The sequence below is a fragment of the Methylobacter arcticus genome (assembly GCF_050917435.1).
Lineage (GTDB): Bacteria > Pseudomonadota > Gammaproteobacteria > Methylococcales > Methylomonadaceae > Methylobacter_A > Methylobacter_A titanis.
Genome location: NZ_CP159583.1, coordinates 2,789,443 through 2,805,079, shown reverse-complemented (window position 1 = coordinate 2,805,079; position 15,637 = coordinate 2,789,443). Strand labels below are relative to the sequence as shown.

Annotated in this window: 9 protein-coding genes; 7 read left to right on the top strand and 2 right to left on the bottom strand. The window is 48.0% G+C overall.

Translation table 11 applies throughout. The features are described from left to right. The first annotated feature begins 256 nt into the window (after positions 1 to 256). Complete coding sequence (dnaE, locus tag ABXJ76_RS13390) at positions 257 to 3,751, top strand: DNA polymerase III subunit alpha (RefSeq protein WP_432741178.1); 3,495 nt, start codon at positions 257 to 259, stop codon at positions 3,749 to 3,751. 141 nt (positions 3,752 to 3,892) lie between these two features. Here dnaE and ABXJ76_RS13385 read toward each other — a convergent pair whose 3' ends face one another. Further along, positions 3,893 to 6,343 carry an Rne/Rng family ribonuclease gene (locus ABXJ76_RS13385; protein ID WP_432741176.1) on the bottom strand — a complete coding sequence of 817 codons (2,451 nt, stop codon included), beginning with the start codon at positions 6,341 to 6,343 and terminating at the stop codon, positions 3,893 to 3,895. A gap of 500 nt (positions 6,344 to 6,843) precedes the next feature. On the opposite strand from ABXJ76_RS13385, the gene rluC reads away from it, so the two are divergent. From rluC to ABXJ76_RS13355, 6 genes are all read left to right on the top strand, one after another. Continuing rightward, positions 6,844 to 7,803, top strand: coding sequence for a 23S rRNA pseudouridine(955/2504/2580) synthase RluC (rluC, locus tag ABXJ76_RS13380; RefSeq protein WP_432741173.1), 960 nt, complete (start codon positions 6,844 to 6,846; stop codon positions 7,801 to 7,803). Beyond that, positions 7,787 to 8,440 (top strand): HAD family hydrolase, encoded by a 654-nt coding sequence (locus ABXJ76_RS13375; RefSeq protein ID WP_432741170.1) that lies wholly within the window; start codon positions 7,787 to 7,789, stop codon positions 8,438 to 8,440. Before rluC ends, ABXJ76_RS13375 begins: the two co-directional genes overlap by 17 nt. A gap of 6 nt (positions 8,441 to 8,446) precedes the next feature. Next, the gene (locus ABXJ76_RS13370) at positions 8,447 to 9,412 is read left to right on the top strand and encodes a S49 family peptidase (RefSeq protein ID WP_432741169.1); all 966 of its coding nucleotides are present in this window, start codon (positions 8,447 to 8,449) and stop codon (positions 9,410 to 9,412) included. 221 nt (positions 9,413 to 9,633) lie between these two features. Beyond that, the gene (locus ABXJ76_RS13365; RefSeq protein ID WP_432741166.1) at positions 9,634 to 9,888 is read left to right on the top strand and encodes a PepSY domain-containing protein; all 255 of its coding nucleotides are present in this window, start codon (positions 9,634 to 9,636) and stop codon (positions 9,886 to 9,888) included. Positions 9,889 to 9,906: 18 nt separating this feature from the next. Next, positions 9,907 to 10,584, top strand: a complete 678-nt coding sequence (locus tag ABXJ76_RS13360) for a response regulator transcription factor (RefSeq protein WP_432741164.1) — start codon at positions 9,907 to 9,909, stop codon at positions 10,582 to 10,584. An 18-nt stretch (positions 10,585 to 10,602) separates the two neighbouring features. Next, entirely contained in the window at positions 10,603 to 11,946 is a 1,344-nt protein-coding gene (locus ABXJ76_RS13355; RefSeq protein WP_432741161.1) for an ATP-binding protein, read from the top strand. Between the two features lie 55 nt (positions 11,947 to 12,001). Here ABXJ76_RS13355 and ABXJ76_RS13350 read toward each other — a convergent pair whose 3' ends face one another. Next, positions 12,002 to 15,496 carry an AAA family ATPase gene (locus ABXJ76_RS13350; protein ID WP_432741159.1) on the bottom strand — a complete coding sequence of 1,165 codons (3,495 nt, stop codon included), beginning with the start codon at positions 15,494 to 15,496 and terminating at the stop codon, positions 12,002 to 12,004. Positions 15,497 to 15,637 lie beyond the last annotated feature (141 nt).

The window sequence follows — 15,637 nt, the reverse complement described above, 5'->3', positions numbered from 1 at the left end:
TGGTTCCCTCTGTGATGATTTTGTTTAAATAACGCGTTACTTGCAAAACTCATTAAAGCTAAAAACATAAGTCTTGCATTGTTAGACATAGAATAGAGACATTAAGCGCTTCAATCAATAAGTAGTAATACTAGGCGGTAGAACTGTGGTTACTGGTTTTGTGTTTGGCGTTATGTTGGTCACACGCAAATCTTGCAGACAGGGTAAAATAGCCTGCCCGGCATAATAGTAAAGCTGAAACAATTCCCTAATCCCCATGCAGATCACATTTGTCCATTTAAGACTCCACTCTGAATTCTCCCTGGTAGACGGGATCGTCAAAATTAAACCCTTGGTCAAGCGTCTGGCTGAGTTAAATATGCCGGCGGTTGCGGTTACCGAGCATGCCAATCTGTTTTCACTGGTTAAGTTTTATAAGGCGTCATTAGGGCAGGGCATCAAGGCGATAGCCGGTTCCGATGTATTGGTTTTTAATCCAGAAGACCCCGCTACGCCGTATCGTTTGACCTTGCTGGTCAATAATCACGCCGGTTACATCACGCTGACCGAGTTGATTTCAAAAGCTTATCAGGAAGGCCAGCACCAAGGTGTGCCGATGCTACGGCAAGAGTGGATAGTCGCCAATCATAACGGTCTGATTGCGTTGTCCGGCGCGATGAGCGGGGATATAGGCCGAGCGCTGTTAGCCGAAAACCCTGATGCGGCCAAACGATTGGCAGAGTTTTGGGGCGGAGTGTTCGAGCAAAGCTTTTATCTGGAATTGCAAAGGGTCGGCAAGCCTGAAGAGGAGCGCTATATCGCCGCCGCCGTCGAACTGGCGTTGGCAACCGGTTTGCCGGTGGTGGCGACCAATGATGTGCGCTTTGTTCATCAGCAGGATTTTGCCGCCCATGAAGTGCGGGTTTGCATCAATCAGAGCCGGGTGCTGGATGATAATCGTCGGCCCAAAGATTACACCGATCAGCAATATTTACGTAGTACTGAAGAAATGCAGGCGCTGTTTGCCGATATACCCGAGGCTTTAGAAAACACCGTAGAAATTGCCAAGCGCTGCAATTTAAAGCTGACGCTGGGCGAAAATTTCCTGCCGGATTTTCCGGTACCCGAAGGCATGAATCTGGGCGAGTTTATGGCCGAGGAGGCCATGAAAGGTCTGGAACAGCGTTTGCAGCACTATCCGGCAGTGGGCAAGGGGACGGATGAGGAAAACCGGCGCGTTTATTATGACCGCCTGGATTTCGAGTTGAAAATGATCACCCAGATGGGTTTTCCCGGTTATTTCATGATTGTTGCCGACTTTATCCAGTGGGCGAAAAACAATTTGATTCCGGTAGGTCCTGGCCGGGGTTCGGGTGCGGGGTCGTTGGTGGCTTATGCGCTGAAGATTACCGACCTCGACCCGATCGAATTCGACCTGCTGTTCGAGCGGTTCTTGAATCCCGAGCGGGTTTCGATGCCCGACTTTGACGTGGATTTCTGCATGGATCGCCGGGACGAGGTGATCGATTACGTCGCCCGTCATTACGGCCGCGATCATGTCGCGCAGATCATCACCTACGGTTCGATGGCGGCGAAAGCGGTTATCCGCGATGTCGGCCGGGTGCTGGGTTTCGGTTATGGTTTTGTCGATAGACTGGCCAAGCTGGTTCCGTTTGAAATCGGCATGACGCTGACCAAGGCGCTGAAAGACAGTCCGGAACTGAAACAGCTTTATGATACCGAGGAAGAAGTCAAGGCGCTGATCGATATGGCGCTGTCGTTGGAAGGCACGGCCAGAAACGCAGGCAAACATGCCGGCGGCGTAGTGATCTCGCCGACCAAGTTGACCGATTTTACCCCGCTGTATTGCGACCAGGACGGCAATAACCTGGTCACCCAGTTTGATAAGGATGACGTGGAAGCGGTCGGTCTGGTCAAGTTCGACTTTTTGGGACTGCGTACGCTGACCATTATCGATTGGGCCTTGCAGGATATTAACGCCAAACACAAACAACAAGGCAAGCCGCTGGTTGATATAACCACCATTCCCCGAGATGACGCAGCTTCTTATAAGCTGTTGACCAACGCCCAGACTACCGCCGTGTTCCAGCTGGAGTCGCGCGGCATGAAGGAGCTGATTAAAAAGCTGAAACCCGACTGCTTCGACGATATTATCGCGCTGGTGGCGTTGTTCCGTCCGGGACCGTTGGAATCGGGCATGGTCGACGATTACATCAACGTCAAGCACGGAGCCAAAGCCGAATATGCGCATCCGTTGCTGGTGCCGATTTTAAAGCCCACCAACGGCGTTATTTTGTATCAGGAACAGGTGATGCAAATCGCCCGTGAAATGGCGTTATACACGCTGGGCGGGGCGGATATGCTGCGTCGGGCGATGGGTAAGAAAAAACCGGAGGAAATGGCCAAAGAGCGGGACAAATTTACCGCCGGTGCCATAGAAAATCAGGTTGATGAAACTATAGCGACCTATGTGTTCGATTTGATGGAAAAATTTGCCGGTTACGGTTTCAATAAATCGCATTCCGCCGCTTATGCGCTGGTTGCCTATCAAACTGCCTGGTTGAAAGCTCATTTTCCTGCCGAATTTATGGCGGCGGTGTTGTCTGCCGATATGGACAACACCGACAAGGTGGTCATATTAATTGAAGAATGCAAGCAGATGAAGCTGGAAGTCTGTCCTCCGACCATCAATGTTTCAAAATACAAATTCACCGTCAACGATGCAGGGCAGATCGTTTACGGCCTGGGCGCACTAAAGGGCGTCGGCGAGGCGGCCATCGAAGAAATGCTGGTCGAGCGGGAAGCAAACGGGCCTTTTTCCGGCCTGTACGATTTATGCAAGCGGGTCGATTTGCGCAAATTCAACCGGCGAGTACTGGAGGCGTTGATACGCGCCGGGGCTTTCGATGAATTTGACGATAACCGGGCCGGGCATTTGGCAGAGTTGCCCACGGTATTAAAAGTTGCCGACCAATACGGGAAAATGGCGAAAACAGGCCAGAACGATTTGTTCGGTCTGGCGGTTAATGTCGGAAATATCGATGATGTACATGCTTATTCCACGATGGTTGAGCCGTGGTCGGAAAATGAACGGCTGGCGGCGGAAAAGCTGGTTCTGGGTTTGTTTTTGACCGGGCATCCGATCAATCAATATGAGGCTGAATTAAGGCAGTTTACCAACGGAACTATAGAGTCGCTGTTGGCCAATGTGGAGCGTTCCAAAAGCAGGAAGATGGAAGCGCGGACGGCTGGCTTGGTTATCGAAGTTCGTACCCGACAGACCAAGAGCGGTAAAACCATGGGCTTTGCGACCATTGATGATCGAACCGGCAGACTTGAAATTGCAGTATTTGGTGATGTCTATGAAAAATATCGGGGTATTTTTTCTCGCGATAGCCTGTTGGTTGCCGAAGGAGCATTGGGTATTGATGATTATTTGGGAACGCTACGCTTAACGGTAGAGAAGTTGTACAGCATGGAGCAGGCTAGGGAGGTTTTTGCTAGAGGGATTCAACTGGTCTGGAATGCGGTAGGTAATGAGTATGAAGATCATAGCTTTGTTACCAGGCTGATGGCTGCTCTTGAGCCTTTTAAGGGGGGAAGTTGTCCGGTCAGTATCAGTTATACATCAATGATTGCTAAAGCAAGCTTACAGTTGGGTGATGCGTGGCGTGTCCATCCAACCGATGAATTGGTTGCGCGATTGAAAGCGTTGTCGGGGAGCGAGGTTGTAGAAGTTAGGTACAGGTGAGTATGAGGGTTAAAGTCGAAAGCATGAAGACTTGGGGGGTATTTATCCTGCTTTTTTCGTGAATTTCACGTCTTCGTGGTGAGTTAATGCGGTTGGTGAGCAAAACATCGTTGCCCACCAACCACTTCAATCCTCGGGTTGTTATTCCGTTTCTTGTTTGACTACTTCAGCCGGTTTTGGCGCGGGTTCAACAACCGGTTTTTGCGTTGGAGTCGGTTCAGCAATAGGTGCAGGTCTTGGTGCGTCCGATCCCTGATTATCGCTAACCTGGCTAGGCGCATTAGTCTGAGGTTCCGGGCGCTCGGTTCTTTCCACTCTTTCTGCAAAGTCATTGTCATAAGAACGGACTTGAGCCGGACGTGACTCGTCATTGCTTACGCTGGATACGTCATTTGTGGAATTTGAATCGCCATCAAATTCAGGTTTTTTGTAGTTGGGGTTGCGCGGTCTTCTGCGATTCGGCCCTCTTCTGGCATTGTTTCTTTTAGGTTGATCTCCAGTAGTGACTGCACCAGGAGCAATAAGTTCCGGTGCGGTTGCAATAAGGTCGACAACCTCAACAGTTTCGCTTTTAACGGGTTCGATTTTTGGCGCAGGCAGATTGGCCGGATCGAGATTGCGTTTCACGTTTCTGCCTTGACCACGCGGAGGACGGTTAGGACGCGGTTCATCCGGATTTTGTTCCGGTTTTGGTTTGGGTGCTTGTCGTTGTTCAGGTGCTTGAACTTGCTCTGATTTTGGATTTTGAACGCGCCCTTGTCCGCGTCCGCGCCCACGTCCTCTTTCTTGGGGTTGCCCCTGGCTTGGCCTGTTGCCCCTGTTTTTGTTCTGTTGACCCTCGTTAGTCGGTTGGGTTCTTTCGGTAGATTGAGCGGCTACCGTTACCCTTGCTTTAGGCTCTGTAGTACTGGCGCTGGGGCCTACAAGTTTCTGCCAGAAACGTTGAATCAGGCTGGCTGATTCGTTTTTGTTTTGTACCGGTGCCGGAGAATCGTGTAGGAATTCTTTGACTGCGGCTTTTGTCGCGCTCGGTTTTACTTGTTGGGCAAATTCGGGGATGGTGATGTCTTCTGCTTTTATCTGTAAGTAGCTGGCTTTGCTATCGCCGGATTCTTTTTCCTTGATGCGCTCAATGTCATAAGCCGGTGTTTCCAAATGCTTGCTGGGCAGGATCACAATGCCGACTTTCAGCCGGTGTTCAATTTGATCGATGGCGCTGCGTTTCTCATTTAACAGGAAAGTCGCGCACTCAATGGGTAAGTGAGCAATCACTTTTTCGGTGCCTTTCTTCATCGCTTCTTCTTCAAGAATACGCAGTACGGAAAGTGCGACCGATTCTACGTTGCGAATCGTACCCTGACCTTTGCAACGCGGACATGGCAGTTGAGTAGAATCGCCCAGCGATGGACGCATCCGTTGCCTGGACATTTCCAGTAGCCCGAAACGCGAGATGCGGCTGGTCTGGATGCGGGCTCGGTCGATTTTTAGGGCGTCGCGCAGTTGATTTTCAACGGTTTTCTGATTCTTATTAGATATCATGTCGATGAAATCGATAACAAACAGACCGCCCAAATCGCGCAGTCTTAACTGACGGGCAATTTCATCTGCCGCTTCCAGGTTGGTATTTAGCGCGGTTTCTTCAATGTCGCTGCCTTTGGTGGCGCGCGCCGAATTGATGTCGATTGAGGTTAACGCTTCGGTATGATCGATAACCAGTGATCCTCCGGACGGTAAGGAAACTTCCCGGCCATAAGCCACTTCAATTTGGGATTCAATCTGGTAACGGTTAAACAAGGGGACGGCATCTTGATACAGTTTTGCCTTGGGCAAAAAGTGCGGCATGACTTGTTTTAAGAAGTTTTGCACCAGGATGAAGGATTCTTCATTGTCGATCAAAATTTCGTCAATATTACCGCGCAAGTGGTCACGCAAGGCTCTGATGATCACGTTGCTTTCCTGGAAGACCAGGAATGGCGCTGAATTTTCACCTGAAGAGCGCTCTATAGCTTCCCAGAGTTGCAGTAAATAATTTAAGTCCCATTGCAATTCTTCGGCATTTTTACCGCATCCTGCTGTTCTAACAATGAGTCCCATGCTTTCGGGAATCTCAAGCGCTTCCATGACTTCACGCAGATCGCTACGGGTTTCGCCCTCGATGCGCCGCGAAATTCCGCCTGCTTTGGGGTTGTTAGGCATCAACACCAGATAGGTGCCGGCCAGGCTGATATAGGTGGTTAAAGCTGCGCCTTTGTTGCCGCGTTCTTCTTTTTCAATCTGAACAACGATTTCCTGACCTTCTTTAATCAGGTCTTTTATGGCTGGACGACGGCCGTCGTTTTCGACGCCATCTTGCAGGTGACGGTAGAGCGGAGAGATTTCTTTAAAAGGTAAAAAGCCGTGTTTTTCAGCGCCGTAGTTGATAAAGGCAGCTTCTAAGCTGGGTTCTACGTGGGTTACTATCCCTTTGTAAATGTTGGACTTTTTTTGTTCTTTTGAAGGTACTTCTATGTCAAAATCATATAGTTTTTGACCGTCTACCAAAGCGACTCGCAGTTCTTCTGGCTGCGTAGCGTTGATAAGCATTCTTTTCATTCAATATTCCTTGTTGTTTCCTGCTCCACGGTCAGATTTTACTGAACAGACTGGTTTGGGTAATCGTGTTTGTGTAGGGCAGGCGATTAAAGTCGCTTCTACATAACTTAGTTTTTACGGTTTTAATATTCCGTTTCTGCGTGTTGTAATGGGTATCCCGACCTTCACTTAGGTGAAGACCGTGGATAGTTGCACGGACAGAGTCTAAGCAAATAAATATTCTTTTTTCAGTCTTGGTTGTAAATTCCGTCTTAAACAGGAGTTATTAATCGTTCGTCTAGGGTCGAACGATGAACCCGAAAATCTTACAATGATGAGTCAGCGTGGTTAGTAACCGCTATGTTAATCATCATTGAATAGTGCTCCAAGGCAGTTTTGTTAATCAAACCGCAGAACAATAGTATGTTTTTACTATTAAAAACTTGCTTAATATAGCAATCTTATTGCTATACATCAATTTAAAGAATCAATCATAACGAGATACTGGTATTATTTACACGATGAATAGTGAAGAAAAAAGCGTAACCCCCAAAGTCCAACTGGTCGAAATCACCGAAGATATGTGCGATCAACGCTTGGATAATTTTTTAATTGCACGCTTGAAGGGCGTGCCTAAAAGCCGAATTTACCGGATCGTTCGTAAAGGTGAAGTGAGGGTCAATAAAGGTCGTGTCGATGTTAAATACCGTCTGGTTGCAGGCGATATAGTCAGAATTCCTCCGGTTAGAATAGCAGAACGTAGCGAAGAATCTTATGTTCCGCAGGGTTTGCAAGCCGCATTGGAACAGGGCATTTTGTTTGAAGATGAAGGTTTCCTGGTCGTTAACAAGCCGGCAGGTTTCGCGGTGCACGGTGGCAGCGGCGTGAGTTCCGGCATTATCGAAGGACTGCGCCTGATTAGACCTGAAGCGCATTTTTTAGAGCTGGTGCATCGACTCGATAAAGATACCTCCGGCTGTCTGATGATTGCTAAAAAACGCAGCGCGCTGAAACTGTTGCATGAGCTGTTTCGAGAGAATCATATTCATAAAACCTATCTGGCGTTGCTGGCCGGGCAATGGGCGAGGAAAAAGCTGATTGTCAACGCGCCCTTGCTAAAAAATGTCAGCAAAGGCGGTGAACGCATGGTGGTCATCAGTCAAGCCGGAAAAGAGGCTGAGACGCTGTTTCGGCGCTTGAAAACATTTGCGGACTCGACGTTGGTTGAGGCTTCGCCAAAAACCGGGCGTACCCATCAAATCCGCGTACACGCCGCCAGTCTTGGACATCCCATCGTCGGTGACGACCGTTACGGGCGAGATGACATTAACCGCGGATTTAAAGGTCGAGGCTACAAGCGCATGTTTCTGCATGCGGAAAAGTTAAAGTTTCAGCACCCTGTTACCGGTGAGCCGCTAACCATTTTGGCTCCTTTGCCTAAGCAACTGGAAGATTTGTTAAGACATGAAGAACAGATTTGATTTAATCATCTTTGATTGGGACGGCACTCTGATTGATTCGATAGACTGGATCGTCAACTGCCTGCAAGCAGCGGCAAAGCAGTGTAATTGCGCTATTCCTGAGCCTCAAGCGGCAAGAGATGTGATAGGCCTGAGTATTGCCAACGCCTGTAGTCAGCTATTTCCCGGCGTCGATCAGCAAACGCTGACGCGATTGACGGCCTGTTACCAGCAAACGTATTCGTCCAAACAACTCAGCAGGGAAGATTTATTCCCTGGTGTTTACGAGATGTTAGTGGAACTGAAACAGGCCGGTTATCAGCTGGCTGTGGCTACCGGTAAAACCAGGGCAGGTTTGCAGCAGGCCTTGCAGGCGACAGCTACCGAAGATTTGTTTTGCATCACCCGTTGTTCCGATGAGACCGCCTCTAAACCGGATCCGCTGATGCTGCATCAGATTATGCAGCATACTAATGCAGCGAATAACCGGAGTTTAATGGTGGGTGATTCCAGCCATGACTTGCAAATGGCGATGAATGCCCAAATATCGTCGATAGCAGTGTCGTGCGGAGCGCATCCGGAAGACATATTGCAACAATACAATCCGTTAATGTGCTTACAGCATCCTGCAGCATTACTGAATATTATTAGAGGTTAACAAAGTATGGATAATCAGAACAAAGCAGAAGTTATACGCGAATCCGGTTGGGAGCGAGAGGTCATTGAAAAGCTGGCACTGGCCGCAGTCACCGAGCAAACCAGGGCAAGGCGGTGGGGGGTTTTTTTTAAGAGCTTGATGTTCGTGTACTTGATCGCCGTATTCGGTGTGGTGATGTACCCAAAGTTGAGTAAAGATATGGGTGATGTCAGTAAGGATCATACCGCTGTTATCGATGTGGTCGGCATGATTGCTGAGGATAAGCAGGCCAATGCGGACAGCATTATTGGAAGTTTGAGAGATGCAGTCAAAGACAAACACACCAAGGGCATTATTCTGCATGCAAATTCGCCGGGCGGCAGTCCCGTGCAGTCTTCTTATATCTATGAGGAAATCAGGAAGATAAAAAAAGAACACCCTAGTCTGCCGATTTATGCGGTGGTTAGTGATATTTGTGCTTCAGGTTGCTACTTTATCGTAGCTGCTAGCGACAAGATTTTTGTTAACCCGTCCAGTTTGGTGGGTTCAATAGGCGTATTGATGGATGGATTCGGTTTTGTCGACGTTATGCAAAAACTGGGCGTAGAGCGCCGGTTGCTCACAGCAGGGGCACATAAAGCCATGCTCGATCCTTTTTCGCCATCTAAAGAAGGGGAAACCCAGTATATACAAGGCCTGTTAAATCAAGTGCATCAGCAATTTATCAGCGCGGTTAAAGCCGGTCGCGGCGACCGGCTTAAAGAAAATCCAGACATGTTTTCAGGCTTGGTTTGGACCGGTGAAGAAGGCGTGAAGCAAGGCATAGTTGACGGCGTTGGCAACCAGGATTACGTTGCCAAAGAGCTGATTGGCGCCGATAAATTGGTTGACTTTAGCAGGCAGGAACATTTTCTGGATAAAATTGCAGGTAAGTTGGGCGCATCTTTCGGGCAAGCTATCGGCAGCATGGCTCAGGATTTGTCGTTACGTTAATGGTTCAGTGTCGATTCAGGGTGAAGGGTTAAAATGCTTTTCACTCAGTAATAGAACGCAGATGATGCTGATATTTATGATTGAATAAGATTTTTTGAATTATCCTGGAAAAATCAGTTGATTGCCATTTTGAGGCTATCCGCGGTCATCATAATCATCTGCGTTCTATTCTTGTCGTTACGTTGAACAAACATTTTGTGCCCGGATAGCTTGGATTGCCCATGAGAAATTTGCTTAAAGCCGTTGTAGTCGCCTTGATATTTTCCAGTAGCTGTTTTGCAGAAAATAATCTGCTGGTTTACATCAGTTTGGACGAGGCTACCAAACAAATAATCGAAGGTACTTATAACAAGGTGCTGGGTGCGCAAACAGAGATTATCGATGGACAAGAAGTCCATATCATTAAAGTGCTTACACCGGATGGTCGTATCAGATATTACAAAATTGACGCCCAAACCGGTCAATTAGTCAGTTAACCTCGGTAGACGAAAAACATGCGTATTCTAGTTGTTGAAGATGAAATAAAGCTCTGTGAACAGATTCAGCAGTTCTTTGCCGATAAAGGTTTTGCCGTTGATACCGCAAATACCGGTCGCGACGGCTATTATATGGGCAAGGAATATCCGATTGATGCGGCGGTGATTGACATTGGCCTGCCCGATTTTTCCGGCATTGAATTGATTAAGCGCTTGCGTAAAGACAAAGTGACCGTGCCCATCCTGATCTTAACCGCTCGCAGTCGCTGGCAGGAAAAAGTAGAAGGACTGGAAGCGGGCGCGGATGATTATCTGGTCAAACCTTTTCATTATGAAGAGTTGCTGGCCAGGATTAACGCCTTGATAAGGCGTTCAGCCGGAGTGGCTCATCCGGTATTAAGCCATGACAATATTGAGCTGGATACCGTGGCTCAGGAAGTCACAGTGTCCGGCGCCAAACTGGAATTAACCGCTTACGAATACAAGGTGCTGGAGTACCTGATGTTTCGCAAGGGCGAAGTTATTTCAAAATCCGTGTTGACTGCACATATCTATGATGAAGACTTTGAACGCGACAGCAATGTGCTTGAGGTTTTTATCGGTCGTTTGAGAAAGAAGCTCGATCCCGACGGCACCCGTAAACCGATTGAAACCTTGCGTGGACGAGGTTATATCATTCATGGTCAGCGCGATTGATTTGATACTCAAATCTGAATGCAAGTTAAATCATTAACCTTTCGATTATTGGTTTCCGCAGGCCTTGTGCTTGCCGCATTTTTTGCCTTGGCTTCGGTGGTGCTTGAACAGGGTTTTCGAAAGAGTGCCGAACAAGCCTTGAAAGAAAAGCTACAGGTTCATGTGTACTCGCTGTTATCGTCCGCCGAGCTTAAAAACTTCGGCGATTTAACGATGCCGACTTATTTGCCGGAGCCGCGCTTTGCAACGCCAGGTTCCGGCCTGTACGGCTTTATACACTTGGTCAATAAAACTCTGATTTGGCATTCGCCATCGGCTATCGGCCTCGATGTCATTCCTCCTCCGGAACTCATTCCCGGAAATTTTGAATTCTTGTTAACCGAGCAGGGTCGTTACACGCTGCATTACGCCGTCATCTGGAAAAACAAGATCGGTGATGAGCGCGAATACATCTTTACCGTGACTGAAGACGCCCAGTTTGTCAGTAATGAGGTGGAGCGGTTTAGAAAAACCTTAAGAGTCTGGTTGCTGGCATTAGGCGTGGTTTTGATGGTTATTCAGCTGGCCTTGTTGCGCTGGGGATTGAAGCCTTTGCGGGTTATCGTAAAAGATCTTGAGGCGATAGAGAAAGGGCGAAAAATCCATTTAGACGGGAACTATGCCACGGAGTTGGAAGGTCTTGCCGGAAACATTAATGCCTTCATCAACAGCGAACGGGCGCATCTGAAGCGTTATCGTAATGCTTTGGCGGACCTGGCGCACAGCCTGAAAACGCCGCTGTCGATAATGCGCGGCTGTGCCGAGTCTTTCAGCGTGAATAAGGAGACGGTAAAAGAACAAATTTGCCGTATGGATGACATCGTCGAGTATCAATTACAGCGGGCGGCAGCCAAGGGCGAGTATAAAACCACCGGAACCGTGGATTTATCGGTGATCATAAAAAAAATAAGCGTATCGCTGGCTAAGGTTTATATCGATAAAAACATCAGTTTCGATATGACTGTGCCGGAACAAAGTCTGGTTTGTTATGAAGAAGGCGATTTGTATGAAATAGCCGGTAACCTGATGGATAACGCCTGCAAGTGGTGTCGGCACACAGTCAAAATCAGCCTTTCTCTGAATCAAGGTAAAGGCAGACGGAATTATGCGGTATTGTTACAGATTGAAGACGACGGTTCCGGAATCCCTGATGGAAAACTGGTTGAGATTTTAAAAAGAGGTGTCAGAGCCGATGAAAATATCCACGGGCACGGTATCGGCATGGCCGTCGTTTATGAATTAGTCGGACTGTTGGGCGGCGTGCTGGAAGGTAAAAAGAGCGCAACGCTGGGCGGAATGAAATGGAATGTTTATTTGCCCTAATCCGGTTAGGCTGAGATCCGAACCGGATTAGGGCGCGTGGCGCACCCTTTATCGCTTATGATACTTGCTTCAGCATCCCCATCCCATTAGGCTTTTTAACCACTTGCAGTTGGGCTTTAAAGCGTTTTTGTATGCCTTCAACATGAGAAATAACGCCGACGGTTTTGCCGTGGGTTTGCAGGCTTTCCAAGGTGCTGATGACCGTGTATAGCGTTTCAGCATCCAGGTTACCAAAGCCTTCATCGAGAAATAACGAATCCACGGACTTGCCGTTATTGGCTAATTCCGAAAGTCCCAGCGCCAGCGACAGGCTCACCACAAAACTCTCTCCGCCGGATAAAGTCTTGGGCAGTCGTCGTGCATTGCCCTGATACGTATCCTCAATTTCCAATGCCAAACCTTGTTCGCTGGGCATTTTCCGCAGATAATAACGGCCGCTGATTTTTTCCAGCACGGCATTGGTTTGGGATAATAGCCGATCGGCTACCCGTTGTTGAACCCGACGACGAAAAGCCATGCCGCTTTCCTCGGCTATTTGAGCGGCCTCGGCGTTGCTCAGTCGGGTGATTTCTTGTTGATCCTGCAATTGTGTCCGTATCGCATCGGCTTTTTGTTTAAGTTGGTTTTGCTCTTTCAACAGCCGCTCCAGACGCTGCGCTTCCAGATTGGCTATCTCCAGTTGTTCTCTCGCGTTCTTGAGTTGGACGTCCAGTTGTTCGGTGTTTATTTTAGTGACAACCAGCGTATCTTCAGCGTCCAACTCAAGCCGGCTGTTTTCCAACTCTACGGTCCTGGCGTCGATTTCCTGTTCCAGTTCTGCCAGGTGCCGTTCAAGTTCCGGCTGGTGTTGCAGCAGCTCTAATATTTCAGTCAGCGCATGCAGACTGGTAAATTGCGTGTCCTGTATTTTGTCTTGCAGCGCCTGTTTTAGCACGCCGAGTTCGGTTTCCTGACTGGCAATAAGCTGCTCCTTGTCGGCAATCAGTTTTTGTTTTTCAATCAATGCCAAATACAGACCGACGATTTCTTCGGATTGCAATTGATGGCTGTAATGCTCGAGTTTTTCATGGCATGCCGTTATTTCAACTTGGCAATGAGCCGCTTTCGCCTTCAATGCCCCCAGTTCGTCGGTTAAACTTTTTTGACGTAGAACATAGCCTTGATAATCCTGCCTCCGCGCATTCAGTCGGTCAAACAAGGCATCCTCTTTACCCTTAGTCGGCATTTTTTCGCCCAATAAGATCAATTGTGCAAGCACTTGTTCGGCCAGTTGTTGTTCTTCCTGCTGGCGGCTAGCCAATGCGGCGTCGTAATCGATTTCTTCCTGTGGGCGCTCCCGCCATTCGGCATCCAGTTGCAGAGTGTTTAGCTGCAAACGTTCAACGGTAGCTTCGCCTTTGGCGATCGAGGCTTTTAATCGTTCGATACTGGCCAGTTTTTTTCGATAGCTGGCAACCACGTTGGTAATGGTTGTTAATTTATCTATTTCAGCCGTTAGCAGACGCTTTATCAAGCGTAATTTGGTGATGCTTAGATCTTCACTTGCGGTGTTCAGTCGGTTGCTCAAGGTTAACCATTGGGATCTAATCCTCAGCAGTTGTGCCTGATTAGCCTGGTTTTTTTCTACCTGTTTTTGCGTTGTTTTAATCCGCTGAGCGAGTTTGCCTCTAGCTAATGTTAAGGCCTTTAATTTTGCCTTCTGATCCGTCAGCGCCTGTTGAGAATTGGCTTCTTTCGGCGGATGCTTGATATAAGGATGCTCCACAGCACCGCATAAAAAGCAAGGTTCGCCATCGTCAAGATACTGTCGGTCTGCGGCCATTTTTTTAAGCAAGGCTTCATGAAAAACGGCCGTTTCCAAGGTGAGTCTAATATTGTCTTCCCGGCTTACTTCCTGTTTTAAGGCGACAAGTTCGGATTCCAGCTCCTCTATATCATGATTCGGCTGGTCTTTACGGCCAAATATACGGAAAAAACCAAAGCCGCTTTGAGACAGTTTTTGATTAGCCACGCTCAGACTATAGAACTCCCGGAAATCCTTAACCCGCTCTTGCTGATCTTGCTGAAACTCCTCAAGTTCAGCCAGATTTTTGCCCTGTGCCAGTTCATCCAGTGCCTTTTCTGCCAGCGGCAACTGGCGAGTTAATTCAGCAATTTTTTTGTTTTCCTGCGCAAGGGCAGATTGGTTGTTTTTCAGTGATGAAGTTGTGTTTTTGGACCACTGAATGAATGCTTTTTGTTTTTGTTTTAGTTCGATCAGTTCTGCTCGGAGGTTTTTTAATCGGCCTGTTTCGGGGAAATTTACCAGCAAAGATTCGTCTGCGGCATGATCTTTCAGCCATTGCGACACGGTACCAAGAACCGATGTTTTCTGGTCAATCTGCATACCTAAAGATTGCCATAAGTCTGATTCCGACTGTTGCTGCGCACTCAGTTGACCGATCTGGGTTCTGATCTGGGTTATCGTTTGTCCCTGTTCGGTAACCGATTTACGGGGCAAGCTTTCCGGAGCCGATTGATCTGCACCGATGCGCTCTTGTATCTGCTTAAGTTCGCCACGAAAGTCCGCCAGTGTTGCTTTGCCCTGATGAATCTCGTGATTTTTTTCCTTAATGAGCTGCGCATCATTCTTAAAAAGCAACGCGTCTTGAGTCGTAGCCAGTTGATCCAGTTGCTGCTGCTCACTTTCGGCCAGTGATTGGGTTTGCTGTAGGTTTTTTTCCTGGTCGGCAATCCGGACTTGCAGGGATAGCACGTTTTTCAGTGACGCTTGCCGCTGCTTCAGCTGGTTTTGCTGTTCCCTCAACTCGGATGCTTGGTCGATAAAATCGGCCAAATCCTGTTCGCAGGCTTCCTGCTTTTCCGGCTCCATGATCGGTATAATCGACAAATCCTGGGTTAAATAATCCAGGCGTTGTTGCGCATCGGCGGCCTTTTTATGCACCTCTTTTTTATAGTCGGAATAAATGTCGGCGCTGATGATTTTTTCCAGAATATCCATGCGCTCACTGTCCAGCGCATTCAGAAATGCGGCAAAATCGCCCTGAGCCAGCAGTATCGAACGGGTAAAGTTACGAAAATTCATCCCGGTAATTTCGATGATCCGCGCACAAACCTGTTGGGATGTAGTCGCCAGCACTTGGTCGTCGCTCAAACGGATCAACTTCATTTCAGGCGGCATTAACTCGCCCTCGGGATTCGCATTATGCCGTTGCGCATGCCAACTGGACCGGTATTTCACCTGGTCCACAACAAATTCAATCTCCGAGTAACACTCAGCCGTGTGTTGGGTCATCACGTGTTTGGCAGGGCGATCAAAACGAAAAGTCTCGCCATATAAGCCCAGCGTAATTGCATCTAAAATACTGGATTTTCCCGATCCGTTAGGGCCGGTAATCGCAAAAACCCCGGTATCTGAAAAAGGCGCTTGTTCAAAATCGATCCGGCTCTCGCCTTCCAATGAATTGATGTTTTTAAAATGAATATTGAGTATTTTCATTGGCTGAGACGACTTTGCTGGGTAACGGCTGGGGATTTTCGAATGAAACATTATAACGCTGTCTGATGATTTTTTCTCAACCTATAAGATAGCGTGTGACTGGTGAAAAATATAATCTATAAAACAGACGGTTATATAGAAAGGTTTGCAAAATCATGGCGGTTAACACCTTGAAATTAAAATATTCATTTA

Excerpts from the sequence above, each read along its gene's own strand:
- dnaE (WP_432741178.1), top strand. The coding sequence starts at position 257 with ATGCAGATCACATTTGTCCATTTAAGACTCCACTCTGAATTCTCCCTG.
- ABXJ76_RS13385 (WP_432741176.1), bottom strand. The coding sequence starts at position 6,343 with ATGAAAAGAATGCTTATCAACGCTACGCAGCCAGAAGAACTGCGAGTC.
- rluC (WP_432741173.1), top strand. The coding sequence starts at position 6,844 with ATGAATAGTGAAGAAAAAAGCGTAACCCCCAAAGTCCAACTGGTCGAA.
- ABXJ76_RS13375 (WP_432741170.1), top strand. The coding sequence starts at position 7,787 with ATGAAGAACAGATTTGATTTAATCATCTTTGATTGGGACGGCACTCTG.
- ABXJ76_RS13370 (WP_432741169.1), top strand. The coding sequence starts at position 8,447 with ATGGATAATCAGAACAAAGCAGAAGTTATACGCGAATCCGGTTGGGAG.
- ABXJ76_RS13365 (WP_432741166.1), top strand. The coding sequence starts at position 9,634 with ATGAGAAATTTGCTTAAAGCCGTTGTAGTCGCCTTGATATTTTCCAGT.
- ABXJ76_RS13360 (WP_432741164.1), top strand. The coding sequence starts at position 9,907 with ATGCGTATTCTAGTTGTTGAAGATGAAATAAAGCTCTGTGAACAGATT.
- ABXJ76_RS13355 (WP_432741161.1), top strand. The coding sequence starts at position 10,603 with ATGCAAGTTAAATCATTAACCTTTCGATTATTGGTTTCCGCAGGCCTT.
- ABXJ76_RS13350 (WP_432741159.1), bottom strand. The coding sequence starts at position 15,496 with ATGTTTCATTCGAAAATCCCCAGCCGTTACCCAGCAAAGTCGTCTCAG.